Annotated in this window: 17 protein-coding genes; 11 read left to right on the plus strand and 6 right to left on the minus strand. The window is 61.0% G+C overall.

The window, feature by feature from the left end; genetic code table 11:
- Positions 1 to 6: 6 nt before the first annotated feature.
- Positions 7 to 1,791, plus strand: a complete 1,785-nt coding sequence (locus IVB01_RS31450) for an ABC transporter ATP-binding protein (RefSeq protein ID WP_247279518.1) — start codon at positions 7 to 9, stop codon at positions 1,789 to 1,791.
- 230 nt (positions 1,792 to 2,021) lie between these two features.
- Positions 2,022 to 7,259: an Ig-like domain-containing protein gene (locus IVB01_RS31455; protein WP_247279519.1), complete on the plus strand. Its 5,238-nt coding sequence runs from the start codon at positions 2,022 to 2,024 to the stop codon at positions 7,257 to 7,259.
- Here IVB01_RS31455 and IVB01_RS31460 read toward each other — a convergent pair.
- Positions 7,246 to 8,715 (minus strand): lipopolysaccharide biosynthesis protein, encoded by a 1,470-nt coding sequence (locus IVB01_RS31460; protein ID WP_247279520.1) that lies wholly within the window; start codon positions 8,713 to 8,715, stop codon positions 7,246 to 7,248. The two genes, IVB01_RS31455 and IVB01_RS31460, sit on opposite strands and share 14 nt — an antisense overlap.
- 401 nt (positions 8,716 to 9,116) lie before the next feature.
- Between IVB01_RS31460 and IVB01_RS31465 the strand changes: the two genes are divergently transcribed.
- Together IVB01_RS31465 and IVB01_RS31470 are read left to right on the plus strand one after the other, a co-directional pair.
- Positions 9,117 to 10,757 carry a hypothetical protein gene (locus tag IVB01_RS31465; RefSeq protein ID WP_247279521.1) on the plus strand — a complete coding sequence of 547 codons (1,641 nt, stop codon included), beginning with the start codon at positions 9,117 to 9,119 and terminating at the stop codon, positions 10,755 to 10,757.
- The gene (locus IVB01_RS31470) at positions 10,747 to 11,205 is read left to right on the plus strand and encodes a DCC1-like thiol-disulfide oxidoreductase family protein (protein ID WP_247279522.1); all 459 of its coding nucleotides are present in this window, start codon (positions 10,747 to 10,749) and stop codon (positions 11,203 to 11,205) included. The genes IVB01_RS31465 and IVB01_RS31470 overlap by 11 nt, the downstream gene beginning before the upstream one ends.
- A gap of 45 nt (positions 11,206 to 11,250) precedes the next feature.
- Here IVB01_RS31470 and IVB01_RS31475 read toward each other — a convergent pair whose 3' ends face one another.
- Entirely contained in the window at positions 11,251 to 12,414 is a 1,164-nt protein-coding gene (locus IVB01_RS31475; RefSeq protein ID WP_247279523.1) for a glycosyltransferase family 2 protein, read from the minus strand.
- Positions 12,415 to 13,029: 615 nt separating this feature from the next.
- Positions 13,030 to 13,320: a hypothetical protein gene (locus IVB01_RS31480; protein WP_130211929.1), complete on the minus strand. Its 291-nt coding sequence runs from the start codon at positions 13,318 to 13,320 to the stop codon at positions 13,030 to 13,032.
- 991 nt (positions 13,321 to 14,311) lie between these two features.
- Between IVB01_RS31480 and IVB01_RS31485 the strand changes: the two genes are divergently transcribed.
- Positions 14,312 to 15,607 (plus strand): acyltransferase, encoded by a 1,296-nt coding sequence (locus tag IVB01_RS31485; protein ID WP_247279524.1) that lies wholly within the window; start codon positions 14,312 to 14,314, stop codon positions 15,605 to 15,607.
- A gap of 348 nt (positions 15,608 to 15,955) precedes the next feature.
- The gene (locus IVB01_RS31490) at positions 15,956 to 16,846 is read left to right on the plus strand and encodes an aldose 1-epimerase family protein (protein WP_247279525.1); all 891 of its coding nucleotides are present in this window, start codon (positions 15,956 to 15,958) and stop codon (positions 16,844 to 16,846) included.
- 8 nt (positions 16,847 to 16,854) lie between these two features.
- Here the strand turns inward: IVB01_RS31490 and IVB01_RS31495 are convergent, their stop codons facing one another.
- A complete protein-coding gene (locus tag IVB01_RS31495) occupies positions 16,855 to 17,703 on the minus strand; it encodes an MBL fold metallo-hydrolase (RefSeq protein ID WP_247279526.1) in 849 nt (282 codons plus the stop codon).
- Positions 17,704 to 17,974: 271 nt separating this feature from the next.
- Here IVB01_RS31495 and pgm point away from each other — a divergent pair, with 271 nt between their 5' ends.
- From pgm to IVB01_RS31515, 4 genes are all read left to right on the plus strand, one after another.
- Positions 17,975 to 19,621 carry a phosphoglucomutase (alpha-D-glucose-1,6-bisphosphate-dependent) gene (gene pgm, locus IVB01_RS31500; protein WP_247279527.1) on the plus strand — a complete coding sequence of 549 codons (1,647 nt, stop codon included), beginning with the start codon at positions 17,975 to 17,977 and terminating at the stop codon, positions 19,619 to 19,621.
- 354 nt (positions 19,622 to 19,975) lie between these two features.
- Positions 19,976 to 21,025: an aromatic ring-hydroxylating dioxygenase subunit alpha gene (locus IVB01_RS31505; RefSeq protein WP_247279528.1), complete on the plus strand. Its 1,050-nt coding sequence runs from the start codon at positions 19,976 to 19,978 to the stop codon at positions 21,023 to 21,025.
- Positions 21,026 to 21,030: 5 nt separating this feature from the next.
- Positions 21,031 to 21,783 (plus strand): GntR family transcriptional regulator, encoded by a 753-nt coding sequence (locus IVB01_RS31510; protein WP_247279529.1) that lies wholly within the window; start codon positions 21,031 to 21,033, stop codon positions 21,781 to 21,783.
- A gap of 10 nt (positions 21,784 to 21,793) precedes the next feature.
- Complete coding sequence (locus IVB01_RS31515; protein WP_247279530.1) at positions 21,794 to 22,774, plus strand: PDR/VanB family oxidoreductase; 981 nt, start codon at positions 21,794 to 21,796, stop codon at positions 22,772 to 22,774.
- Positions 22,775 to 22,988: 214 nt separating this feature from the next.
- Here IVB01_RS31515 and IVB01_RS31520 read toward each other — a convergent pair whose 3' ends face one another.
- Entirely contained in the window at positions 22,989 to 24,950 is a 1,962-nt protein-coding gene (locus IVB01_RS31520; RefSeq protein ID WP_247279531.1) for an EAL domain-containing protein, read from the minus strand.
- Between the two features lie 303 nt (positions 24,951 to 25,253).
- A complete protein-coding gene (locus IVB01_RS31525) occupies positions 25,254 to 25,619 on the minus strand; it encodes a nuclear transport factor 2 family protein (protein ID WP_247279532.1) in 366 nt (121 codons plus the stop codon).
- A gap of 170 nt (positions 25,620 to 25,789) precedes the next feature.
- Between IVB01_RS31525 and IVB01_RS31530 the strand changes: the two genes are divergently transcribed.
- Positions 25,790 to 26,380, plus strand: a complete 591-nt coding sequence (locus tag IVB01_RS31530; protein ID WP_247279533.1) for a TetR/AcrR family transcriptional regulator — start codon at positions 25,790 to 25,792, stop codon at positions 26,378 to 26,380.
- The last annotated feature ends 47 nt before the right edge of the window (positions 26,381 to 26,427 follow it).

The following is a 26,427-nucleotide window of genomic DNA, read 5'->3' on the forward strand; positions in this document are numbered from 1 at the left end:
GTCGAATTGTTCAAGCTGCTCAAGCTTGCTCCACTGCCCGGTTGGGTGACGCCCGCGCTGATTGTGCTTGGCCTCGCGACATCGTTGGCGGAGACGGTCGGGATTACTCTCGTGCTCCTGTTCTTCTATTTCGCCATGGGTCAGGTGGAACTTGCAACGTCGACCAGTGGCCTCCTAGGCGAAGCGCTCCGATATGCGGCGAACTGGTTTCACAGCTCGACCGAAACTGCTGTCGTGCTGCTCCTTCTCATCATTGCTCGCGGTGCTCTTTCCTTTATCAACACACTAATCAGTGCGCGTGTTGGAGAGAAGATCAATGAAGTCGCGCGCAACCGTGTCCATCTGCAATATCTGTCAACTTCGTATTCGTTCTTCCAACGCCATGACGAAGCATATCTCATGGAGGTGTTGGGAACCGAGACTTGGGTGATCTCCGGAGCATACGCCAGTCTTACCCGCATTATCGTGAGTTCGTGTTCGGTTTTTCTCTTCGCGTCCTTTCTGTTGGCGCTCTCGATCAAAGTCACGGTCCTCGCCCTCGTCGCCTTGATGATTGTATCGGCCGGATTGCGCCATCTTTCGTTGCCCATGCAGCAGTTGGGTGCCGGCGTAAAGCTGGTTCATCAAAAGCTGGGTGAGCATATGCTGATGACACTCCAGGGTATGCGCACGATCCGCGCGTATGGCCAGGAGGAGATTCACCAGAAACGCTTCGAGCAGGCTTCGACGCAGGCCCGACAAGTCGCGCTGCGCCTTGCGCGCCTATCCGCCCTGGTCTCGCCTCTGACGGAGGTGGGGTATCTTGTCGTGCTGTTTCTCGTCGTCGCGTTCGCTGATTTATTGGGAATCGGCTTCGCGACGAGCCTGACCGCGGTCGCGTTGCTCTATCGATTGCAGCCGCATATGCGAGATCTGGAAGGGAACTTGCTGTATATGGCGCAGCTCGAGCCGCAGCTTCGGTCCATCAGACATATGCTCTCGATAGATGACAAGGAGTACCCGAACGCCGGGCACGTTGCCGTGGCTAAACTGGAGAACGGCATCTCATTTCGCAACGTGACATTCCGCTATGATGCCGGTACGGAGCCCGCTCTTTTGGATGCTTCGTTTGACATTCCTGCGGGGAAGACCACTGCGCTCATTGGAGCCAGTGGGGCGGGCAAGACCACGATCGTAAATTTGTTGTTGCGACTCTATTCGGCCAACAAGGGTGTCATACGGGTTGATGGGCGATCCATCGAAGACGTTCGTCGAACCGATTGGCTCGGCATGCTCGCGATTGCGGGCCAGGATGTCGACCTGGTCGAAGGCACGGTGATCGAGAACGTTCGGATGGCCAAGAATGACGCCTCCGAGGAAGAGGTTCGGCAGGCGCTGCGGGTCGCGGGCATTTCAGAGGTCGTCGAGGCCTTACCGGACAAATACGACACCTGGATAGGACAGCATGGCCTGCGCTTCTCGGGCGGTCAGCGGCAGCGTCTTGGTCTTGCACGAGCGATTGTGCGCAATCCGAAGTTCCTCATCCTCGACGAAGCGATGAGCGCGCTCGATCTGACACTCGAGGACAGCATTCGACGCGCGATCCAGCTACAATTCAAGAACCGAACCTTGTTGCTGATAACACATCGCCTGGATTCAGTGCGTGATGCGGACCACGTGGTGTGCATTGAAAACGGCCGCGTTCGCGCTGAGGGCCCTCCCGCGAAGGTCCTGGCGAGTCGAGGAGCGTGCGTAACAGGAACTTCGCAAGATGATGTGCTCACTTACCGGATGCGGAATACGGTTCCCTAATCGGAACCCAGCGTGTTCGGCGCTCGCCCGATGAATGACGGCCCCTGCACTGAGCCTGCTTGATGCAGGCAGCGCGGACTTCACATGAGCCCGTAGCATTACGGTGTCTCCGCAGAAATCTCCAGCCGTCAGCTGATTCTCTCGGCATGCGTCAAATTGCGTCGAATCCATAAGGCTCTTTTGAACGCGTGCATAGTTGTGTGCCACCTAAAAGGAGCACGCAATCCATCATGACCATTATCACTGGAAGCGCCGGTGCTGACGTTCTGTTTGGCGGTACCGGAAATGATGTTCTGACCGGAGGAGCAGGCAGCGATACTTTCATCGTCTCGAAGGGCTATGGCTCCGATACCGTCACTGATTTTCAGGCGGGCTTCGGCGGCGATGTGTTGCGATTGCAGAACTACGGCTTTGCGACGTTCGCCAGTTTCCTGGCAGCGGCCACCCAAGTGGGCTCCGATACGGTTGTAACGCTGTCGTCGACCGAAACTCTGACGCTGCAGAATGTCGCGCTTTCGACCTTGGTTGCAAGCAATGTCGCGCTGGACAATCCGCTGCCAGCGAGCGGAACGGCATGGAATTGGGCGGGTACCGTCCCTGCGGGCGGCACGCTGGCGACCGGAGCGACAAATGATGGCATGGAGGCCGGCGGCACGGGCGTCACGCTGATCGGCGGAGCAGGGGACGACACCTACTATGTCTATGACCACAACACTAAGGTCGTCGAGCAGGCCGGAGAGGGCATCGATACGATCCGCGTCTGGAACATCAACGGATACAGCCTTGTCAATGCGCCGAACGTCGAAAACCTTGTCCTGACAGATAGCGTTCCGTCTCCCGCCACCGGCAATGATCTCAACAACATCATTGTCGGCAATGCCGGCGACAACATGATCGACGGCGGACGGGGGAACGATGTGCTGACCGGTGGGGCCGGTCGCGACACCTTTGTCGTGAGAGCGGGCAACGGCAACGACATCGTCACCGACTTTCAGGCGGGTGCGGGCGGGGACATCCTGCAGCTCAACAACACCGGATTCAAGACGTTCGCCGATGTCACGGCGGCCATGAAGCAGGTGGGCACAGACCTTGTCCTGACAATCGCTGGCGGCGAAACGATAACGCTTGAAAACACCAGTCTCCAGAATCTCACGGCCGGCAATATAAACATCGTCAGTCCCCTGACCGGATTGGTCCAGACCTTCAACAACGACTTCAACACGCTGTCCGCGGGGCAGGATCCCAGCCTGACCTGGCGCACGAGTTATGCCTGGAGCGGAGCGGCAGGCTACGGGCTGGCCGGCGAACAGGAAGTGTATGTCGATCCCAGCTTTTCCGGGCTGCCGGCAACTCAGGCGTCAACGTCGCTTGGGCTTAATCCGTTCTCGATTCAGGACGGCCACCTTGTCATCACGGCACAGCCCTTGCCTGCGAGCGCCACGCCTTATACAGGCAGCGCCATTTTCTCGTCGGGCATGATCTCGACCCAGAACAGCTTTACCCAGACCTACGGCTATTTCGAGATGACGGCCACGCTGCCCAGCACAAGTGGCGCGTGGCCGGCGTTCTGGATGCTGCCCAGCACTGCCAATAACCTCAACACGGAAATCGATGTGCTCGAAGCATTTGGTCAAGATCCTGACCAGGCGCATTGGGCCATTCACTCACCCTACGCGCCCGCGACGAATGGGGGTTGGGCCAATACGGCCAACCTGACGACCGGAGAACACACGTTTGCGCTCAAATGGACGCCTTACGACCTGACGTTTTTCGTGGACGGGAAGGAGGTCGCGCAGCAGGCCACGCCCGCCGACATGAATACGGCGATGTACATGATCGCCAACCTAGCGATGGGCGGGAGCTGGCCGGGCAACGCCGCTCCAGGATCGACGCCGACGATGACCATCGATTCAATCAAAGCCTATCAATTGCCGGAGTACACGCTTGCGAACTACACCCTGCTCACGAGTGGCGGGTCGACCAACACGATCGTGGGAAGCGCAGCTGTAGACACGCTGACCGGCACGTCCGGCAATGACCTGATCGGTGGTGCAGGAGGCGCGGATGTCATGACTGGCGGCGCCGGCGATGACACTTATGTCGTGACCGATGCCGGTGCGAAGATTGTCGAGGCCTATGGCGGAGGCATCGACACGGTCAACTCCTCGGTGACGTATACGCTTTCGAGCTACGTCGAGAATCTGACGCTCACCGGTTCGGCGGCCATCAGCGCCATCGGAAATATTCAATCCAACATCATCATCGGAAATTCCGCGTCTAACGTGATCACCGGCGGGCTCGGCAATGATATCCTGACCGGCGGCGGCGGTATGGATACTTTCGTATTCAACTCCGGCGATGGTTCGGACATCATCACCGACTTTTCTCCGGGATCGGGCGCCGCTCACGACGTCGTCCAGCTCAACGGCTTTGCCTTCACCTCATTCGCCGACGTGCAGGCGGCGATGACCCAGGTCGGAAGCGACGTCTATCTGAAGTTGACCAGCCAGGACACCTTGGTGTTCCGCAACACGACGGTCTCGGCATTCACCAGCGACGATTTCCAATTGCCAGCAACGCTCCCGGTCGGCGGGACGATCACGTCCTGGATTAGCGGGAAGGCGAGCAGCCGCATGGTGTACGGCACCGCGGCGAACGACAAGCTCTCGGCGGTCAATAGCGATGACACGCTCGTCGGGGGGAACGGCGACGATACCTACGTCATCGGAAGCGCGAACCAGAAAATCATCGAGAATCCCGGCGGCGGCATTGACAGCGTGGAGGCGTGGACGTCGTACACACTGACGGCGAACGTCGAAAACTTGACGTTGATGATGGGCGGGCTCGCGGGCGTCGGTAACCAATTGGCAAACCGTATGGTCGGCTCGAGCGGTGACGACGTCCTGGATGGCGCCGGCGGGAATGACTGGCTCTCTGGAGGATCCGGGAACGATACGTTCATTCACTCTGCAGGCAGCGGCAACGATACGATCGCGGATTTCCACGTCTTCACGAGCGCGACCGCTGAACACGACAAGCTGATTCTGAAAGGTTACGACAGCGGCGCCTATTTGACCCATGTGAACGACGTGTGGACCGTTCGCTACGCGGGTGGAGCAGATACGCTGCGCATTGCGGGCGTCACCAGCTTGACGTCGGCCGACTATTCATTCGTTTCCGCGACGAATTCGCCGATGGCGATGACATTTATCGCCGTGCCGACGATCTCGGCGGTCAACGACAGCGGCTCGATCGTATCGGGCCTGATCAATACAAATCATCTGGTCCTCACGGGTCGCGCGCAGGCAGGTGTAACCGTCAAGGTTTTCGACGGGACAACTCAGATCGGCACGGCGACAGCCGATGGCAATGGTAGCTGGAGCATGGCGACCGCATTGCTGGCCGAAGGCGGCCACACCTTTGCCGCCGCAGCGATGGACGGCGTCGGCAATCTCACCGCGCTCTCAGCCGGGGTGAATGTCACCATCGATACGGTCGCCCCGAACGTGCCCAAGCTCGCGTCGTTCTCGCCAGACAGCAACGTTGCCGGCGATGGCGTCACCAATGTCAACCACGTGAATTTGACTGGAACCGCGGACGCCGGGAGCACGGTGCAGGTCTTCGACGGCGCGACGATGATCGGAACGGCGATCGCCGATACCAGCGGAGCATGGTCCATTGCCACCGCAACGTTGGCGGACGGTAATCACACGTTTACCGGCAAGACTGCCGACGCCGCCGGCAACGTCAGCGCTTCCTCCGGTGCGTTGAACGTCACGGTCGACACGCGTGCCCCGGTTGCACCTATCCTGACCTCGGGCGCACCTGGAGCTTCTAGCGCAATAATCGTGTCCGGCACGGCAGAAGCCGGAAGCACTGTCCGGCTGTACGAGGGCGCGACCTTGCTCGGCACGGGCGTCGCGGCGACGAGTGGGGCCTGGAGCGTCACCACCGGATCGCTCACGGCAGGGCAACACAGCTTCACCGCCACCGCCACCGACATCGCCGGAAATTTGAGCCAGGTTTCGAATGCTTTCAGCTCCGCCGTCGGTACGGTGATCGAAGCGGCCGGAACGACATCGCTTATCAAGTCGGGAAGTAACTTCTACCTTTCGACGGCCAGCTCATCGGTGATCTTGAAGAATGGCGGAACGGCGGTTGTCGCGGGGCAGCTGGGCTCGTGGGTGCCAGTAGCTGCGGAAGCGTCGTCGAACGGCTATCTCGTCGCGTGGAAGATCCCCTCGACCGGTCAGTTCGCGGTCTGGAGCACCGACAGCAACGGCAATTTCGTATCCAACTATCTGAACAAGGTGTCCGGCACCGACCCGGCTCTTGAGTCGAGCGAGACCCTCTTTCACCAGGATCTCAACGGTGATGGCCTGATTGGTCTTCCACCAACGCCCCAGAAGGTTTCAGGCACGACAATCGAGGCGTCCGGCTCAACCAGCCTGGTTCTGGTCGGCTCGAATTACTTGCTCGACGCGATGACCAGCGGCGTGGGGCCGACCTTGAGGTACGGTGGCGTAGCGGTTGTGTCGGGACAGTTCGGCGCTTGGACGCCGGTGGGCGTGGAGCAAACAACCAGCGGCTATGATGTGGCCTGGAAGATTCCGGCCACCGGCGAACTTTGTGTGTGGACCACGGACAGCAATGGCAACTATGTATCGAACCTCCTGAACAAGGTGTCCCCGACCGACCCTGCTCTTAAAGCGGTCGAGACGACTTTTTATCAGGATCTCAATGGCGATGGTGTAATCAATACGTCATCGACCATCCTCAAGATCTCCGGAAATGTCGTATTGAATCTGGGCAATATGTCACAGGCCGCGACGGTCGACCCCGGCGCCACGCTCGAATTGTCCGGCGCCGCTTCGGGGTCGATCACCTTCAAGACGTCGACCGGCAATCTGGTGTTGGACCACGCGTCGCAATTTACGGGAACGCTCATCGGTCTGACGGGTGACGGCACCGCGTTCAATTCCAACCATATCGATCTGAAGGACATCGCGTACGGAGCGGGGACGTCGGCGTCCTTTTCCGGCAACACAGCCGGCGGTACGTTGACCGTGGTCGATGCCCAGAATCACACGGCAAATATTTCGCTTGTTGGTGACTACACCAGATCGACCTTCAACCTCTCGAGCGACGGAATGGGCGGCACGCTGGTGATCGATCCTCCGAAAACCAGCGTTGATTTGTCGGCGGTTGCCTCGTTACAGCCTCCTGCGACCGCACCGGCCGTCGGCCTCGCGGGCCTGGAAGATGGCGGGTTCGTGTTCGAGCAGTCCGCTACCTCCAATGCATATGACTTGATCAACGAGGCGTCTCGCGAATCTGCCAAGGCAGTGCTCCTCGCGGCGATCACTTCCCCAGATGTTGACACAGGCCTTCATCAGGTCGACGCCGTTCACGCGGTCGCCCCGGTCGATATTCATCTGGCGGAATTGCATGGCTTCATCGTTCGCTGAAGGTCTTTGCCTTTCGAAAGACGTTGCGCAATACGCGTTTTGCAAGTGCCCGTTTCTGCGCGAAGAAGGACATGGCGAGGAGATATGATGCATAGGCAAGCGCCAGCAGCGTAACCAGCCCAGCGAATGAGTTTCCATCCAGCAATGAGATGATCGAAATCCTTGTGACGGTCGCCGCAACGGCACAACCGATCCAATGCGGGACAGTCGTCTTGATCAGGTTCCTTGTCGTCACAGGGCCATGACGACCGATCGATATCGCATAAAGCGGCAGCACGACGGTGCAGTTCACCAGCGTATACGCTGCGGCGATTCCAAGCGCGCCCCAGGGAAGACCGGCGAGGAATGAGGTCACGTTGATCAGGGCGGTCCAAACGCCGAGCCTGAAGTACTCCTGGCCACGGCCTTCACTGAGGAACAGCCAAGCTGCCGTCGCGGTCGCGACCTGGATCAAGCCCGCAACGCCAAGCCAGGAAAAAATCGGGGCTGCACCCACCCAATGCTCGCCGAGGAGAACTCTGAAGAGCGGCTCCGAGAGCAGGATGGCGAAGACGATGCCCGGCTGACATATGAGCATAACCATGGACAGGGCATCGTTGTAGGTGCTCAGATATCTCTCCTTATCGAAACGAAGTCGCGAAAGCAGCGGGACAATCACCTGGCCGATGGGGTTATGTAATTGGACGATCGGCAGCAGCAACAGCTTATAGGCCCGATCGTACATTCCGAGTTCGTCGCCGCCTCGAAATTTGCCGATGAGAATGTTGTCCGCATTTCTCGAGAGATAGTTGACCAGATTGAACCCTGACACGTGCAGGCCAAATCGCGCCATGTGTCGCGTCTCGCTGTCCAGATGGGGATATCCAGGGCGATAGCCAGAATAGGCCCAGATCCCGACTGTCGAAATGAGCGTGAGAACGAGCGTGGACAGATAAAGTGCCCAATAGTCTCTCAAGATGATTACGGCGACGATCCCCGCGACAACGGAAGCGGTTGTCGCGGCGACATCCAGGATTGCCAGAGCCTTGAACCGGGACTCTCTGGCAAGTAGCGCCGCCGGAACGGTCGCAAGGCCGGCAATGAAGCTTAGGCCGGCAATTGCGATCATGAGCTGTTGAAGCCTCGTATCGTCGTAAAACAGCGCAACCGGATGCGCGCTCAACGCCAGAACGAGAGCAGATGCCGCGGAAGCGAGCACCGACAACCAGAACAGCGCATCGATCTGACCCTTGGCGATCTCCGTGCGTTGAATGATGGCCTGTCCAACGCCGACGTCCTTGAGGAGTCCGAGGAACGTTGCAGCGGTCGCAGACATGGCCAGCACGCCGAAGTCGGACGGGGCAAGATTTCGCGTCGAGAATATCGTCAAGACAAAACCGGCCGAGAGTTTCCAGGCCTGGGATCCGCCCGTTATGAGGATGTTGGTTACGGCCCGTGACTTGCTGTCTTTGTCCAACGAGCTCACCCTGCGATCTCAAACAGTCTTGCGCGGTCTTGCGCCTGCCAGCAAGTGCCTCGGGAAATCCAGTGCGCTGAACGATGGCGGTTCCGATCGTCTCCGGCTTTTAGCTTGGCCCTGACATGAACGGAAGACGTGATCGGGCGATGTGGGATCAGCGGAGCTGGGTCGAAACTGTTTTCAAACGATGGTCTGACCGTCACCAATGTCGACGTGGACACTTGTGGTCACATCAATGCCCGCAGTTTGTCATATTCAATTCGCAGTGTTGAGGTTCCCGCGGGATGATTTCGTTGGCACTCGCACCCGGAGAAGGACGAGCTGCGCTTGCGATGCTTGCAGATGGCTAGTGATTCTATAATGTTCGGTTGGGCGAAGCTCCGGAGGTCCCAGACGGGATGGCGTTGTATACCGTTGCATCACAGCAAGGAGCGCGGTCTAGCGTCTCGTCGCTCGCGGGACCTCTCTTCCTTCTTGCAGTAGCCGTCATTCTTTCTGCGATTTCGCGGCGGGCCGTCACGCACCTGGCGCGCTGGTCTGACATTTACGCTTTGGTGCTGGTTTGCTTGGCATTTGCCGGCGCGCTCGCCTTCAGCTCCATTCGCTATCGTGATTTCTCGCCGCCATTGCGTATCACCGCCCTCGCGATCGGAATGACGATTTTCGTGCAGTTGCTGTTCGATTCATTGGGGCCTTTCGCAGGGCCCCCCAACATCCTGTTCGGTTCGAGCGACAAAATTCTGTTCTTCCGCTACGGTGCAGTGCTTGCGGTTGTGGCAGGAATAGCCGCGATCTGGCGTCCTTCATTTCTGGTGCCGCTGTTCTATTTTTACCATGCATGGCGCGAAATGGTGAGCGTCGTGTCCGGCATCTTCGTGACCGAGACCGATTATCTCGGGATGCTCGACGTCGGTAACTTCGCCGTCCTTGGCGTGCTCGGCACGATCGTCCTCACCAGCGCCTGGGTGATGGATCGCGTGCCGTGGCTGCGAACTCTGTTCGCTTCTGCAGATAACGTGAAGCAGCTTCGCGATCGCGCCTATGGCTTGATTTGGGCGTGCGCCGTCGGGGCGCATCTCGGCAGCTATTTCTGGTCGGGAATCGCAAAGCTGCAGGCTGGTGGCGAGAAGCCATGGACCTGGCTGCTCGCAAATCCCACGCAAACCTCAATCCTGATGGGTCTCGAACGCGGCGACGCCCCGCTCGGCCTATGGCCGGGCGCGTTGCAGACTATCTGGGACGCGATCGTGAGCAACCAGCTGATCTTCAACGTCTTCGTGCTGGGTGCCCAGCTCCTGTCGCCCTTGGCTGCGATCTCGACGCGCGCGCTGTCGTTTTTCTGCCTGCTGTTCGACATCTTCCACATCGGCGTGTACTTCACACTGGGGGCTCTGTTCTTCTTCTGGATTGCGCTCAACCTGTTCATCGTAGCCGCGGCACGCACGCTGCCGCGCGATGGGTTCACCCCGGCGATGAAGGTTGTGATGGTCGTGACCGTCATTTGTGGCCGGTTCTTCTTCTACACCAATTACCTTGGATGGCTGGACGGGCCGAAGCTGGCAAGCCCGCGGCTTTTCGTCGAGACCCGCGATGGTCGCCAGGTTCTCGCGCCTTCCACGTATTTCGGCATCTACTCGTACATGATCGGGACCGGAACCATGTACATCCCTGAGAATCATTTCCGGGCTCGCGTTGGCGGCAACAACCACGATCTTGCGACTTGGCACGACGCGACCACCTGCGGCCCGGAGATCCTTCCGCGTCAGGACACAGGCGTAGCCATGGAGGCCGTGGAAAAAATGGTCCGCGAGACGGATCGCTTTTTCCGTGTCTATCCCTGGGTGAAGGATAACAACAGTTTTTATGCCTATCCGCACCACATGCTGTCCAATCCATGGCTGTACGGCGAATTCAACAAGCTGACCATGGACGATATTGTCGCCTATCACTATGTGGTGGACTCAGTATGCCTCGGCCTGGCGGAGGGCAAGCTTGTGCGCGACGTTCGGAAGCGAACGGACTATCGAATTGACCCATAGTGATGACGATATCTGGGTGGTCTATGACGGCGAATGCCCGTTATGCAGCCGCTATGTTCTGCTGTACCAGTTGCGGGAGCGTGGGCAGCGCATTCACCTGATCGACGCGCGTTCGGAGCATCCAATCGTGCGCGATATCCGCGCGCGCAACCTCGATCTCAATGAAGGCATGGTGGTTCGCTGGCGTGGGCGGCACTACTATGGGGCCGCTGCAATGCATCTGCTGGCAACGCTTGCCGGGGAGGCGACCGTCTTCAATCGCCTCAATCGGCTCGTGTTCTCCCGGCCCCGCCTCGCAAGGGCAATTTATCCAGTGCTGGTGCGCGGAAGGAAGCTTCTCCTTCGGCTTCTCGGCCGCAAGCGGATCGATGAAATCAATGCTCCAGAACAGCAGATATCGGTCGGTCCTTCCGACGAACACATCAAGCACAACGACGGGGTCCGGTAACGATTGGAGGAAGGCTCCAGCGCGCCTCCTGTGCAGAAAGCGGTGTCAGGGTTGTCGCGTCGCGGCCTGGTAGGCCGGGGAGAGACGCATCAGACCGCAACGGACAAGATCGTCTGATGATTGGTAGATCAGGCTATTGGGATAGATGAGCTCGAATGACGGATTCTGATCGAGCCGCTCCGCGTAGCGTTGATACTCGACCGAGCCGAGATAGTAGTTCCCCTCACGGACCGCGATTGCGACCTTATCGGTGAAGTCGTGAAGAAATTTGAAATGGAGCAGGGCGCCTGTGACGTCGCTTGCCTTGCCTGGTGGGGCCATCAGGTGACCGGCGGCGATATAGCGACGGCCGGGCGACCATCGGGCGAGCGGCACTTTAGTGAGCAGCGGTGGCTGCCAGCGCGTTATGTTAACTGCAGGCAGCAGCCGCGCCAGCCCGTATGGCTCAAGCAACTGTACAAGTGCGTCGTAAAGAGCGATCTTTGGCGGCATCGGTTCGTCATAAAACAGCCTCGCTCGCGCACCACCCACCAGGTAGTTGGTCGGAAAGCCGCGCCGACGGCGCTTCACATAGGTGTCGGAATCGAAGTAGGGGGAGAAAGCGATGAGGCTCTCGCCGGCATGGTAGCGCTCCGGACCGCCGAGCCAGCGTGGATACATATCGACCATTTCCGCGGTCATGCAATCAGCGCCGGTGCTCTCCAGATAACGGCACAACCATCGAAGATCAAAACGTTCGCAGCCGGGGTAGACGAAGAGTTCGTCTGCGTCGAGCGTCAGCGCCCACCGTCCTGGCGCGAATTGGTCGAGCACGGCGCTGGTCCAACGCGCACCACCACTTGATTCTGCAAAAGGCTCCCGAATCTCGAACACGTGAACATCCGGCTGATCGAGCAGGAATGCTCGCGTGCCGTCGTCCGAACGGTCATCGATCGCGAGGAAACGTCCGACTCCGAGCCGGCGATGATGGCGCAGGAAATCGGGTAATCGCAGCATCTCGTTGCGGAGCTTGCCGACAGCTACGATCTCATCGACGCCGAAGTCGAGGGGCCGGGTATCAATCCGGTGAATGACCGGATCGGGGCGCTGCTTGGTCCGTGATCGCGTTGGCGTCAAAAGTGCGACAGCCGCTTGACCCGTTACGATCGACTCTTGTAACGCGTTCTGCGCGCCATTGCCGCCCGCCGCTGCTCTCGCCGGCAATTCCATTTTAGATTTTCCAGCCAACCGATCACATCTGCATTATCTACGATAAAGACGGCGAATATAGGTGCTATGGACGGTCACGTTGTCTCAGCGGGTTGATCTAGCCTCATAAGTGCGTGGCGAGCTACAAATAGGCGCTTCTTCTTTGCAAGAGGAATATCGGCCGGCGGCGTCGCGTCGGTTCCAAATTGATTGCATTGCCCTTCATTCCCAAACGTCTTGAGCATACTTGATGTGTCGCTCCAGCTTGTCGCGCGTCGTGTCGTGCAAAGGCATTTTGCCCGGTCGGCTTTGTGCAACACAGCTATTCCGCGGAAGTTTCAAGGAGCCGAAATCAAAGTCAAAGAAGAAGCCTCCGCCACGCGTATTCAATTTGGTGCAGGAGATCTTTCGAGCCATTGAGCAGATTAGAGCTGTGGCCAACGGTTTCTGCGGAGCAGAACGCGTGCACGGGATCAATGCCGCGTAAATGAAGCGCTCACAAGCACACCGGCGGGAATGCGGCCCCGCGGGATGAACTGCATGGCAATTAAGCAGGTGCGGAGCTTCTACAGAAGGATGTAACAATGTACGACCATGCGACAACATTCTCGCTGGCCGCTCATGATAGGGGGCTGACTAGACTGCGATTTGCGATTCAGGCATCTGCGGTGATGCCTCCGACTGCACCTGGTCGAGCACCGAGAGGTTCGCGATGAGCAGATAGATCAGCAGGCTCGCGCAATAGACGACTTGCAAAATTACCGCGCTGGCGACGAAGGCTATCGCGCCCGTGGCGAAACCCTGCTCAAGGCCCAAATACCACGCTGCAACCAGGATCAGCATCGTTGCGGGAATAAGAGCGTATGCGCGAAGAAAACGCCCCAGAAGAACACCCGCCACGGCGCTTGCGATCATCAGCACGACCAAAATCTGCCCTCCTGCTCTTGCACCAGAGATGTTCCGGACGCATGACGGGCCGTATTGTAGCCACAGAGGCGCTAAAAACATACCACTTTTGTACGGCCATCGCCAGTCTTTGGTGCGGCTGCCGCTGCGCTGCGGGCGGGCGGCTCTGTTCTGGAACGTGCTCGGTCGTCGGCGCGATCCCCTGGATTCCGGAGTTCTCCTGCTGACAACTTGGTGCTTTCGGTTCCAGGGGTTTACTTTCCCCCGGTGTGCTCGACCTCCGCAACTGGCGGACTCGCAAATGCGGCAAGAGGCTTGTGAGCAAGGCGCCCCGGAGGAGACCGGTCCTAGCCCCCCTGCTTTTTACGCAGCAGGAGCCCGACTAGTTCTTCGAGGCTCTGCTCAATGTCCACGGACTGCAAAGATCCGGTATCGGGCTCAGAGGAATGCGGCTCGATCAGACGCAAGCTTGCGCCGGCAGGCGCGGATTTCGCTGGCTTCGGCTCCCGAATGGATACGGGTTTAAGCGACTGAGGCATGTCATAGTTCGTCTGCTCAGTCATTGTGGGTTGAGGTGTGGCGTATCGCGTCCTGGTGCTTTCATCCGAAGATGGTCGCCTGGTTCTGAGCTCGGGCGAAACGTAGGGCTGCAAGTTCAGGTACTCGGCGTGCCGCTTACGAGAGATCAGCTCACGCGTGCCGTAGCCGGCCGCGAAGCCAATCGCGAGCAGAACAAATATGATGAGGAGCCCAACCATCAAACTATACGCGCCCACTCATAATTCTGCCTCAGAGTTAACCTGCTACCGTCCATATCCCGTAGTTGATAGATGCCGTAATTGACGATTTGAAGGCACGTCGTTCGGCGTGTCCGGGTGAGGCTGCGCTCGCCTGAGGATCGCTTCCAACGAGTGGTGAGGTGTTCGCGATACGAGATATTCGCTGTGATCCGCCGAGGCGCCAAGTTGCTGGTTAACGCGCCCCCAGTTTGGCATCGCACGCGTCGAGAGTGATGCGACAGCCATCGATTGACAGGTCGCTCAACGTAGCGAGCATCGCAACAGGCAACCAGAATACCGAGATCGCCATCTTGTCGTTACAATCCCCAGGTTCCACCATCATAGCCGGTAGTCGCGCGCAGAAGATCGGGGCGGTCAACGGTTTTCGCGGACTCGCCATCCTGATGGTGATCCTCTTTCACTTGCTTGTTCCGTTTACATCCAGCGCGCCGGCGTTTCCCGGCGAACTTGATCCGAATGGTCTCCTGGCCATTGTCGCAAAGCACGGCTTCTTGGGCGTAAATATTTTTTTTGTGCTCTCCGGATTCGTTCTGTACCTGCCCTATCGCACCAAGAAGCGGGCCATCGATCGGCTTGCCGACTTCCCGCATTTCTATTGGCATCGCGCAGCCCGATTGCTTCCACTTTACTATACGGTTGTCCTCGTGACGGTTGCACTCCATGCCAAGTCACCCGCTGGGTCGCACGCGTGGTATCTGGAGCTCGGCGGACTGCTATCTACGCTCTTCATTTTTGTGCCGCACGGGTTTATGCCCCCCTCCAATCCCGTATTGTGGTCCGTAGGCGTTGAAATCTGGTTCAGCCTTTTATTTCCGCTGCTGATTCTTCTGATCGCGCGCTTCGGCCTTCGAAGGCTGTTGCTGTTGAGCGTCGTCATCTGCTCAGCTTTTGTGATGGCTGGGCATCTTATCGCGGTGGATCGGATTGGGATGTTTCGCCCGTTTGTGGGCGGAATATTTGGGTCGTGTTACCAGTTCATTTTCGGAATGCTGGTTTGCGATCTCTACGTCAAGTCCAGGGACAGCGTTTCACTTAGGAGATTTCAGTCGCGGGGGCTGCTGCCCGGACTGCTGCTGATGATCGCCGCCATATATCTCAAGGATAACGGCCCCTGGGCTGTGAGCATTCTCTACGCCACGATCTTTTGCGCCGGGTTTGCCATGGTGCTGCTGGCGGTGTTGTGCGGGGCATGGTCCGCAAATCGCTTGTTCGAGGCATGGCCCATTCAAATCGTCGGATGCATGTGCTACAGCATCTATGCGTGGCATTCGATCATCATGGTTGAAATGATCCCGCCCGATACGTCTCCGTTCCAAGACACGCTTCGACTTTCATTTCCGTATCTTGCAATAACGATCCTGCTAAGTGCCCTGAGCTATCGCTATATCGAATTCGGGCATCAGGGGGACTGGAGGTCGTTGTTCCTGTTGCGCAACTCCAATTCCGACGAGCTCACCGGCGCTGGGGTATCCCGTCGTGCTGAGTCTAAACCGGTCGCATCGTCCTAAGAGGACTCCCTGCTGGGACATCTGGGACTGCGGGTCAAAGGTGTGTTCGGTGCTCGAGTTCGCGGCTGCGCCTCAGTCCTGTGGCAAAGTCGAGGGCGTTGCGGACCTCGGCGGCTTACTTTTGTATCCCGCCTAGCGCGACGGCTCTGAAGGTCCGACGGCGTGACAACCCAGGCGCTGATCATGCGATTTGCTGCGCGTCGCCGCGCTGTCGAGCGATGGTCCACAGAACGAACCAAAATTTTCTTTTACATTTCAACGCTCTGCGCAAGCAAGCGCCATCGATGACCGTCACACCTCTGCCGGCGCCGCCTTGCTGCATATGAGATCGCGGTGTAGATGTCGCACATGAGCGATGATGCCCACACCGTTCGGAGCGGCCGGCTCAGCGCGACCGTCAAGGCGCATGGCGCCGAACTGTGCTCGCTCAAGGACGGCGGCGGCATCGAATTCGTCTGGCAAGCGGGGCCAGAATGGCCGCGCCATGCGCCGCTGTTGTTTCCGATCGTCGGGCGCCTCGCCAACGACGAATTGCGGCACCGGGGCAAGACCTATCGGATGACCCAGCACGGCTTTGCACGCGACAGCCGTTTCGCGTGGACAGAACGCGGCGAGGGCCGCTGCACGCTGGTGCTCGAAGACAGCGAGGCGACGCGCGCGCTCTATCCGTTCGCATTCCGGCTCACCGCTGCCTATGCGATCGACGATTCCGGCCTTGATCTGACGTTCACGATCGCCAATACCGGCAAGGAGACATTGCCGGCTTCGCTCGGTGGCCATCCCGCCTTCAACTGGCCGCTCCAAGCCGGACGAGCGAAGGAGAGCTACGCGCTGACCTTTGCAAACGCGGAATCGGCTCCCGTCCGCCGTCTCGACGGCGGCTTGCTGCGCGCGGCAACGGAGCCGAGCCCGGTCAAGAATAGAGCGCTGCGCCTGTCCGAAGCCCTGTTCGTGGATGACGCCATCATCTTCGACCGCATCGAGAGCAATTCGGTCCGCTATGGCGCCGGGCAGGGCGCAGCAACCGGGCCCTGCCTGAAAATGTCCTGGCGCGGCTTTCGCGAACTCGGCGTCTGGTCGAAACCGTCGGGCGCGCCGTTCCTCTGCATCGAGCCCTGGCGCGGCCATGCCAGCCCCACCGGCTTCGACGGCGAGTTCACCGAAAAGCCCGGCCTGATGCATATCGCGCCGGGTGCGCAAGAGTGCTTGTCGTTTCGGATCGAAGCCGGATCGTCCTGAGACCGCGCTCAGAGCTCGATCCGCGTGAGGTCCTCGCCGAGCACGACAGGACCTGAGTAGTCCTGCCGGACATCGTTGAGCAGCGCGCTCAGCATGGCATCGTCAGTGCGCGGCCGGTGATGGGTCAGCGCGAGCTTCTTGACGCCGGCCTTGGCTGCGACTTTTCCGACCGTATCGCCGCAGGCGATCGTGAATTTCGCAAGCCGGCGCAGGTGCTCGTTGCTGATCTCCGGCGTTGCGAGGAAGCAGCACTGAACGAGCAGGTCGGCTCCCTCCGCCAATCGCTCGAGGCCGGGGCAGGGGACGGTGTCGCCGGAAATCGCAATGACCTTGCCTTCCGCCTCGAAGCGGTAGCCGACGCACATCCAGCGTTGGAGGAAGCCAGGCGGCATGTCGAGACCGTCGCCATGCGAGACGAGTTCGGCGCTGATCTTCCAGCGGCCGGTGTCGAGAACCGGACCCGGCACGATGTCCGTTGCGACCACCGGTTTCCAGCCGCCGAAGGTCGGCTCGCCCCGATCCCGCCAGATGATGTCCTTGTCGTAGACCTGCGTGATCAGCGTGTTGACCAGTCGTTCGGTATCCGGCGGGCCATAGATGCGCAGCTCGTCCTTGCGTCCATGCATCCACGAATTCAGCATCACGTCGTAGAGATCGCCGATGTGGTCGAAATGGTGATGGGTGAGGAAGACCGTGTTGATGGCGCCGAGCGGCACGCCAGCCTTGCTGAGCTGCACCATAACGCCGCGGCCGGCGTCGATCAGGATGTTTTGGTCGCCGAGCCTGATCAGCGTGGTCGTCGCCATCCGGCGCGGATCGGGGCGTGGGCCGCCGGTGCCGAGCAGTATGACCTCCATGGCGCTCCTCCAGATACAGCCTCTTGCGACGCACACTAGATGCGAAACTCGCGGCGGGGCAAGCTGCGAGGTGATTAGGTTGGCTGGCCTTCCGTCACCGAGATGCGCAGATGGCGTCGTTCTATGGGCCGGTTTCACCAGAACGACACCCGAATGTGAGGCGCAGCCGGCGGAAGGAACGCCCCCTCCTTCGCGCGTGTTGTGCCCTTGGCGGGGTGCCGGTCGGTGCTATTGTATCCCGCGATCGCTTGCGACAGGACGAGGTATTTCAGTGGCTAATGTTGATCCCGCGGCGGGCAAGCAGGCCTCGCCGGACGCGCTCACCAATATTCCGCGGCTGGTGACCGCCTATTTCGCCGGCAAGCCCGACGCGGCCGACCCCGCGCAACGGGTCGCGTTCGGCACCTCGGGTCATCGCGGCACATCGTTCAAGAACACCTTCAACGAGGGCCACATCGTCGCGACCACGCAGGCGATTTGTGATTACCGCCGAGAAAAGGGGCTGACGGGCCCGCTCTTCATCGGCATCGATACCCATGCGCTGGCAGAGCCCGCGCTCACGAGCGCCGTCGAGGTGTTCGCGGCCAACGATGTCGATGTCATGATCGACAAGGACGGCGGCTACACGCCGACGCCGGTGATCTCGCACGCGATCCTGACCTACAACATGGGGCGTACGAGCGGCCTCGCCGATGGCGTCGTGATCACGCCCTCGCACAATCCCCCGGAAGACGGCGGCTACAAATACAACCCGCCGCATGGCGGCCCCGCCGACGCCGACGTCACCGGCGTGGTCGAGAAGCGCGCCAATGCTTATCTCGCCGATGCCCTCAGGAGCGTGAAGCGCGTCGACTACGCCAAGGCGCGCAAGTCTTCGAAAGTCCACGCCTACGATTTCATCACACCTTATGTTGCCGATCTCGGCAATGTCGTCGATCTCGACGTGGTCAAGTCCGCCGGCGTCACGATCGGCATCGATCCGCTCGGCGGTGCCGCCGTGCATTACTGGCATCCGATCATCGATCGCTACGGCCTCAAGGCCACCGTCGTGAACGAGGCGATCGATCCGACCTTCCGCTTCATGACGGTGGACTGGGACGGCAAGATTCGTATGGACTGCTCCTCGCCTTATGCGATGGCGAGCCTGATCGGGATGCGCGACCGCTTCGACGTCGCCTTTGCCAACGACACCGACGCGGATCGCCACGGCATCGTGACGCGGACCGGCGGCCTGATGAATCCGAACCATTATCTTGCGACCGCGATCTCCTATCTGTTCGCGCACCGTCCGGACTGGGGCAAGGATGCCGCGATCGGCAAGACCGTGGTGTCGAGCTCGATTATCGATCGCGTTGCGAAAAAGCTCGGCCGCAAGCTGATCGAGACGCCGGTCGGCTTCAAATGGTTCGTCGACGGCCTCCTCACCGGCGGCTTCGGCTTCGGCGGCGAGGAGAGCGCGGGGGCCTCGTTCCTGCGCCGGGACGGCACGGTCTGGACCACCGACAAGGACGGCGTCATTCTCGGTCTGCTTGCTGCCGAGATCATGGCCCGGACCGGCCGTGACCCCAGCCAGCTCTTTGGCGACCTCACCGCCGAGTTCGGCGTGCCCCATTACGCGCGTACCGACGTCGCGGCCACCGGGCCGCAGAAGACCATCCTGAAATCGGTCACGCCCGAGCAACTTGGCCTGAAAGATCTCGCCGGCGACCCCGTCCGGGCCACCCTGAGCAAGGCGCCCGGCAACGGCCAGCCGTTCGGTGGCATCAAGGTCGAGACCGATTTCGGCTGGTTCGCAGCAAGGCCCTCGGGGACGGAGGACGTCTACAAGATCTACGCCGAGAGCTTCCGCAGCACCGCGCACCTGACGCGGATTCAGGAGGAGGCTAGGGCCGGCCTGGCGAGGGTGTTCGAGACGTAAGGCATCTTGTGGCGGCGGACGCTCTCTTACCCTCCCCTGGAGGGGGAGGGTCGATCGCGCGTAGCGCGAGCGGGGTGGGGTGATCTTTCCTCTTGGGTAGTGCCCGTGTGGAGAGATCATCCCACCCCGCTCCGCATTCCGCTTCGCTCCATGCGAAGCGACCCTCCCCTCCAAGGGGAGGGTAAGAGGGCGCCTCACGCGGTTATTGCTCTCTTCGCGGAAAATAGACCTCCGGCCAGATATGTATACAGCTTCACTGATAAAGGTATTATAGTAGGTTAGTTTTAGCTTGAACGTTTCTGGTCGACTGCTATTGTATACATAACGTATTCATGAGCCGTGGGAGTGAGACCGATGACAAAGCCCTTCCCGATGAACGCCTGGTACGCTGCGGCATGGGATGCCGAGGTGAAGCCGGCGCTGTTGCCGCGCACGATCTGCGGCAAGCATGTCGTGATGTACCGTAAGGCCGACGGCTCGGTGGCCGCGCTGGAGGATGCCTGCTGGCATCGCCTGGTGCCGCTGTCCAAGGGACGGCTCGAAGGCGACACCGTCATCTGCGGCTATCACGGCCTGAAGTACAACGCGCAAGGGCGCTGCACCTTCATGCCCTCGCAGGAGACCATCAATCCGTCCGCCTGTGTCCGGGCCTATCCGGTGGTCGAGCGTCACCGCTACATCTGGCTCTGGATGGGTGATCCCGCGCTGGCCGATCCCGCGCTGGTTCCGGACATGCACTGGAATCACGATCCGGCCTGGGCTGGCGACGGCAAGACCATCCACGTCAAATGCGACTACCGCCTCGTGCTCGACAATCTCATGGATCTCACCCACGAGACTTTTGTGCACGGCTCTTCCATCGGTAACGATGCGGTGGCTGAGGCGCCGTTCGACGTCACCCATGGCGAGAAGACGGTGACCGTGACGCGCTGGATGCGCGGCATCGAGCCGCCGCCGTTCTGGGCCAAGCAACTCGGCAAGCCCGGTCTCGTCGACCGCTGGCAGATCATCCGCTTCGAAGCCCCGTGCACCATCGCCATCGACGTCGGCGTGGCGCCGACCGGCACCGGCGCGCCGGAAGGCGACCGCTCACAGGGCGTCAACGGTTTCGTGCTCAACACCATCACGCCGGAAACTGAGAAGACCTGCCATTATTTCTGGGCGTTCGTGCGCAACTATCGCATCAGTGAGCAGCGCATCACCACCGAGATCCGCGAGGGCGTCTCCGGCATCTTTCACGAGGACGAGCTGATCCTCGAAGCGCAGCAGCGCGCGATGGACGAGAACCCGGATCGTATCTTCTACAATCTCAACATCGATGCGGGCGCGATGTGGACGCGCAAGCTGATCGATCGCATGGTGGCGAAGGAAAACGCGCCGCAGCATCTCCAGGCCGCGGAATAGCCGACATGGCCGAACGTGAGGTCGACCGCTCCGTCTCGCAGACCGTGAAGGCGCAGCTCGCGCTGCGCGACCAGATCCTGTCGGGCGTGTTGCGTCCGGGCGAACGCATCTCCGAGCTCCAGGCGGTGGAGACCACCGGCGCCTCGCGCACGCCGGTGCGCATGGCGCTGGTGCGACTGGAGGAGGAGGGCCTCTTGGAGGCGATCCCCTCCGGCGGCTTCATGGTGAAGGCGTTCTCGGAGCGCGACATCTCCGACTCCATCGAGCTGCGCGGCACGCTGGAAGGCCTCGCCGCACGTTTCGCCGCCGAGCGCGGCGTCTCCGCGCGCGAGCTCGAGCCGCTGAAGGAGTGCCTCGCCGCGATCGACGAATTGCTGCGCCAGGTGCCGATCTCGGTCGATTCCTTCTCGTCCTATGTCACGCTGAATGCGCGCTTTCATGCGCTGCTCACGGAATTGTCGCGCAGCCCGCCGTTGATTCGGCAGATCGACCGCGCCTCCGCGCTGCCGTTCGCCTCGCCCAGCGGCTTCGTGATGGCGCAATCGGCGCTGCCCGAGGCGCAGCAGATCCTCATCATCGGGCAAGAGCATCATCGCGTCGTGATTGACGCGATCGAGAATCGCGAAGGCGCGCGCGCCGAGGCCGTCATGCGCGAGCATGCGCGGCTCGCGGTGCGCAACCTGCGGCTCGCGCTGCGCAACCGGACCCATCTCGACCTCTTGCCGGCGCTCGCGCTGATCAAGACCGCAACCGATTGAGTGCACAGCCATGCGCTTCATCGAAACCTGGATACCGGCAACGCTCGTCTCGACTCGCGATCTCGCACCGAGCATCCGGGAATTCCTGATCCGGCCGGATCAGTTCGATGGCGCCGCCTACCCGGTCGGCAGCCACATCAATGTCAACGTCACCATCGACGGCCTGCCGGAGGCGCGGTCCTATTCGCTGGTCGGCGAAGCCACCTCGGCTGGTTTCAAGATCGCGGTGCGCCGCGCTGATGATTCCCGCGGCGGCTCGCGCTATATGTGGTCATTGCAGCCAGGCGCGCGGCTCGACATCACCCAGCCCGCCTCGCTGCTTGCGGTGGATTGGACGCGGGAAAACTATTGCCTGATCGCCGGTGGCATCGGCATCACGCCGATCTTTGGCGCCGCGCAGGCGCTGGCCCGCCGCGGCGCTGACCTCACGCTGCACTACGCCGTGCGCGCGCGCGGCGAAGCGGCCTATCTCGATGATCTCGCCGCGCTGCTCGGCGATCGCCTGGTCGTTCATGCCAGCGACGAAGGCAACCGGCTCGATCTCGACGCCCTGTTCGCGTCGGCGCCCAAGGGCGCGCTCGCGCTGTTCTGCGGCCCGATGCGCATGCTCGATGCCGCGCGCCATGCCTGGATCGGCGCCGGCCATCCGCTTCCGGATCTCCGCTACGAGACCTTTGGCTCCAGCGGCACGCTGCCGACCGAGACGTTCCGGGTGCGTCTGAAGGACTCAAATGTCGAGCTCGAAATCCCGCGCGAACGCTCGATGCTGGACGTGCTCAACGCCAGCGGCCACGACGTGATGTATGATTGCAAGCGCGGCGAATGCGGCTTGTGCGCCATCGACGTGGTCGCGGTCGACGGCGAGATCGACCATCGCGACGTCTTCTTCAGCGACCAGCAGAAGCAAAGCAACCAGAAGATCTGTGCCTGCGTCTCCCGCGCGAGGGGCACGATCACCGTGGATACACTGCTGCGGGCGGACGCGATTTGAAATAGCGTCCAGCGAGATCTGTTTTGGCGGAATGGACGGAGCCACGGACTCCACCTCTCCCGCGTGCGGGAGAGGTCGCGCCGAAGGCGCGGGTGAGGGTTCTCTCCTCTGGGGAACTCCCTCTGTGGAGACACCCTCTCCCCAACCCTCCCCCGCAAGCGGGGGAGGGAGCGCACCTCTTTCGTAGCGGCACCGATCTTAAGCCGATCGAGTCCTACGCCGCAAAGGTCGCCCGATGTTTCTTGCTGTCCAGCAGCGCCAGCACGGCATCGGCCGCCACCGGCCGGCTGATCAGATAGCCCTGCACCTCGTCGCAGCTGATCTGGCGCAGATATTCGAGTTGGTCGGAGGTCTCGACGCCTTCAGCGACGACACCGATGCGCAGGTCCCGCGCGAGCGAGACCACCGACTTCACGATTGCAGCGCAGTCCGGCTGCACCAGCATGTCGCGGATGAAGGACTGGTCGATCTTGATACGGCTGAACGGCAGCTTGCGTAAATAGGTGAGCGAGGAGAAGCCCGTCCCGAAATCATCGAGCGCCACGGTGACGCCGAGTTCCAGCAGCGCATTCAGGACCGATGCGGCCGAGCCGTATTTCGACAGCAGCATCGATTCCGTGATCTCGATCTCGAGCCGCCTGGGAGAGACCTTCGCGTCGGCAAGCGCCTGCACGATGGTCTGGAGGATGCCGGTGTTGTGAAATTGTGCCGCGGAGAAGTTCACGGCGACCCTGATCTGTTCGGGCCATTGCGCCACCGTCGTGCAGGCGCGGCGAATGACCCATTCGCCGATCTCGTGGATCAGCCCGGTCTCCTCCGCGATCGGTATGAATTCGCTCGGCGGCACCAGTCCGCGTACCGGATGCTGCCAGCGCAGCAGCGCCTCGAAGCCGGTGATGCGGTTGTCGCCCAGACCGAGGAACGGCTGGAACACCAGGAACAGCTCGTCCCTCGCGATCGCGCCCGCGAGGTCCGATTGCAGCGCCTTGCGGTCGCGGGACACCTTGTCGTCGCTGGTCTCGAAGAAGCAGACCATGCCGGCTCCCGCCTTCTTGGCGCGATAAAGCGCGGCGTCGGCATTCTTCATGAGGTCGAACGGCGTGTTGCCGTCGCGCGGCGCCAGCACGATGCCGACGCTGGTCGCGCCGACGATCTGGCGGCGCTCGATCTGGAACGATTCGGTGAAGGCCGCGACGAAGCGCTCGGCGATCTCGAGCACATCTTCCGGCCGCGCCACATTGTTCATGACCAGCGCGAATTCGTCGCCGCCGATGCGCGCGACATGCTCGGCCGCGCGCGTGCAACGCTGCAGGCGGCTTGCAACCTGGACCAGGAATTCGTCGCCGGCGGGATGGCCAAACTGGTCGTTGACCTCCTTGAAGCGATCGAGGTCGAGCAGCAGCACCGCGAATTCCTCGCCTGATAACGCCAGCCGTTTGAGCGCGGCATCGAGCGTTTCGTTGAAGGCGACGCGGTTAGGCAAATGGGTGAGGGGATCCTGCCGCACCGTGCGCTCCGCCTCGAGCTGCTGCATCACGCGACGCGCGAACGAGAACGAATTGACGAACACGCCGCGGAGCAGCACGCTTCCGTAGACCACGACGAGGAATGCGATCAGCAGGAAGGCGAGATCGCCTTTTCGGCCCAGGCAGATGGCGATGCCGAGGAAGATGGGCGCCGTGAAAGCGATGGCCGCGATCGGGATCGTCGCGAAGGCCAGCGCGCCGCCCGCCAGCATGCCCGAGCACAGGCAGGTGATGACGAGTTGGCCGCCAGTCGAAGCGTCGGAGAAGAACGCGACCGGGACGATGCCCCAGGCCGTGCCAAGGATGAAGGCGTTGCGCACCAGCCGGTGCATGGCACGGCGCGAGACGAATTGCGGCTTGGTGATGCGGCGTGTGGCGTGGGATTGCAGGCCGAATGCGATCGCAGCGGCGGCCACGGCGACCGCCCAGATCAGGGCCGGCATCCGGTCCGGCGACTGCCACAGCGCGATGGCCAGCACGATGGCGTTGCAGGCATTGGCCAGCATGATGCCGACGGAATAGCCGAGCACCAGCGACATCTGTTCGGCCCGAATATGACCGGCGACGGCCTCGTCGGTTGCAGGACCGCCTAACGCCGACAGATCGCCGGCGAACAGCCGTGCGAAATAGCTGGTCGTTTGAGTCCGCATTCGAGAGCCTGGCAGCATCGGCCGTTGGTCCGGCTAGACGCTGAGAATTCGCTACAAACCTTTGACGAACTATGAATTATGCTCGGCTGCGACCGCCGTCGTGACCACTTCTGCGTGTTCGAAACGAGGGTATCGATAACAAATCGATACAAATGCGCGATGGCAGGGGATGTTCGCCCCTAACTCCGCTGTCATGCCCCGGCTTGACCGGGCATCCAGTACGCCGCGGCCTATCGATTGACTATTGGCGTCTCGGCGTACTGGATGCCCGGTCAAGCCGGGCGATGACACCGGTGTCCGCAATCATCGCCCCAACTGCTTCGGGTCGTAATAGAACCTCTCCTCGATCAGCTGATCGCCCCGCCAGGTCTGCCAGGCGACCTCGTCGAGCGTCCGGGTGATCCCATCGGCGTTGGTGAAGCTGAAGCACCAGCGGGTCGCGACATGGTCGCCCTCGATCAGGCTCGGCCCAATGCGCACGGCCTTGACCTCCTTCGAGGCCGCCAGCACGCCGCGCTCCTTGGCGATGAGCTTATCACGGCCAACCGTCGGAGCACCGCTGTTCTCGTAGGTGACGGCATCGGGCGCGCAGAACTGTTCAATGGCGCCGATGAAGTCTCCTGCTTCCAGCCGCTGCGCAAACGCTTCGACAATGTCACGACTCGGCAATGGCACACCTCACGACTAAACCGACTTATGGTCGGTAAATACCGACCGGTGGTCGAAAAGTCAACTGGCCGCCTGCGCCGAACTCGACTAAAGCGAGAGTGAGTTGAACCGGTGCGAGCCGAGAACTCACGTCTCCCGAAGGGAGAGTATTCTGAACCCAGACGAGACACATGGCGAAACAGGCGGAGCGGCGGGCGGCGACCACGGAAGCGATCCTGACGGCGGCGCGCCGCCTGTTCGGGACACAAGGCTTCGCCGCCACCACCATGGACGAGATCGCGGAGGGGGCCCGCATCGCCAAGGGCGCGGTCTATCATCACTTCAAGACCAAGGAGGCGGTGTTCGAAGCCGTGTTCGACCAGGTCTCGCGCGACCTCGTTGTCGAGATCGACAGCGCCGCGCGCGCCGAGAAGGACGTGCTCGCCGCTATGGTTGCCGGTACCCAGCATTACTTTGCGGCGACGGCAAAGGGCCCCACCGGCCAGATCATCCTGCGCGACGGGCCAGCCGTGCTCGGCTGGGAACGTTGGCGCGAGATCGACGCCAAGCACTTCGGTGGCAAGCTGCCGCGCACCCTTGCGGCGGCGATGGAGACCGGCCTGATCGCGCGACAGCCGGTCGAGCCGCTGGCGCGGCTGCTGCTCGGCGCAGTCACGGAGGCCGCGGTCGCCTGCGCCGGGCGCGCTGATATCGCAAGGGCGGGCGCGGAATATGCCCGTGCGTTCAGGTCGCTGGTCGAGGCGCTGCGCCTGCATGCATGATTGTGCTAAGTGACGAAGCTGGAAACGCCAACACCAACAAAAAGAAC

The sequence above is a fragment of the Bradyrhizobium sp. 164 genome (assembly GCF_023073715.1).
Classification (GTDB): Bacteria; Pseudomonadota; Alphaproteobacteria; order Rhizobiales; family Xanthobacteraceae; genus Bradyrhizobium.

What these genes read in the sequence shown, in the direction of transcription:
- IVB01_RS31455 (WP_247279519.1), top strand. Translation starts at nt 2,022, where the DNA reads ATGACCATTATCACTGGAAGCGCCGGTGCTGACGTTCTGTTTGGCGGT.
- IVB01_RS31465 (WP_247279521.1), top strand. Translation starts at nt 9,117, where the DNA reads ATGGCGTTGTATACCGTTGCATCACAGCAAGGAGCGCGGTCTAGCGTC.
- IVB01_RS31475 (WP_247279523.1), bottom strand. Translation starts at nt 12,414, where the DNA reads ATGGAATTGCCGGCGAGAGCAGCGGCGGGCGGCAATGGCGCGCAGAAC.
- IVB01_RS31485 (WP_247279524.1), top strand. Translation starts at nt 14,312, where the DNA reads ATGCGACAGCCATCGATTGACAGGTCGCTCAACGTAGCGAGCATCGCA.
- IVB01_RS31490 (WP_247279525.1), top strand. Translation starts at nt 15,956, where the DNA reads ATGAGCGATGATGCCCACACCGTTCGGAGCGGCCGGCTCAGCGCGACC.
- IVB01_RS31495 (WP_247279526.1), bottom strand. Translation starts at nt 17,703, where the DNA reads ATGGAGGTCATACTGCTCGGCACCGGCGGCCCACGCCCCGATCCGCGC.
- IVB01_RS31505 (WP_247279528.1), top strand. Translation starts at nt 19,976, where the DNA reads ATGACAAAGCCCTTCCCGATGAACGCCTGGTACGCTGCGGCATGGGAT.
- IVB01_RS31510 (WP_247279529.1), top strand. Translation starts at nt 21,031, where the DNA reads ATGGCCGAACGTGAGGTCGACCGCTCCGTCTCGCAGACCGTGAAGGCG.
- IVB01_RS31515 (WP_247279530.1), top strand. Translation starts at nt 21,794, where the DNA reads ATGCGCTTCATCGAAACCTGGATACCGGCAACGCTCGTCTCGACTCGC.
- IVB01_RS31520 (WP_247279531.1), bottom strand. Translation starts at nt 24,950, where the DNA reads ATGCGGACTCAAACGACCAGCTATTTCGCACGGCTGTTCGCCGGCGAT.
- IVB01_RS31530 (WP_247279533.1), top strand. Translation starts at nt 25,790, where the DNA reads ATGGCGAAACAGGCGGAGCGGCGGGCGGCGACCACGGAAGCGATCCTG.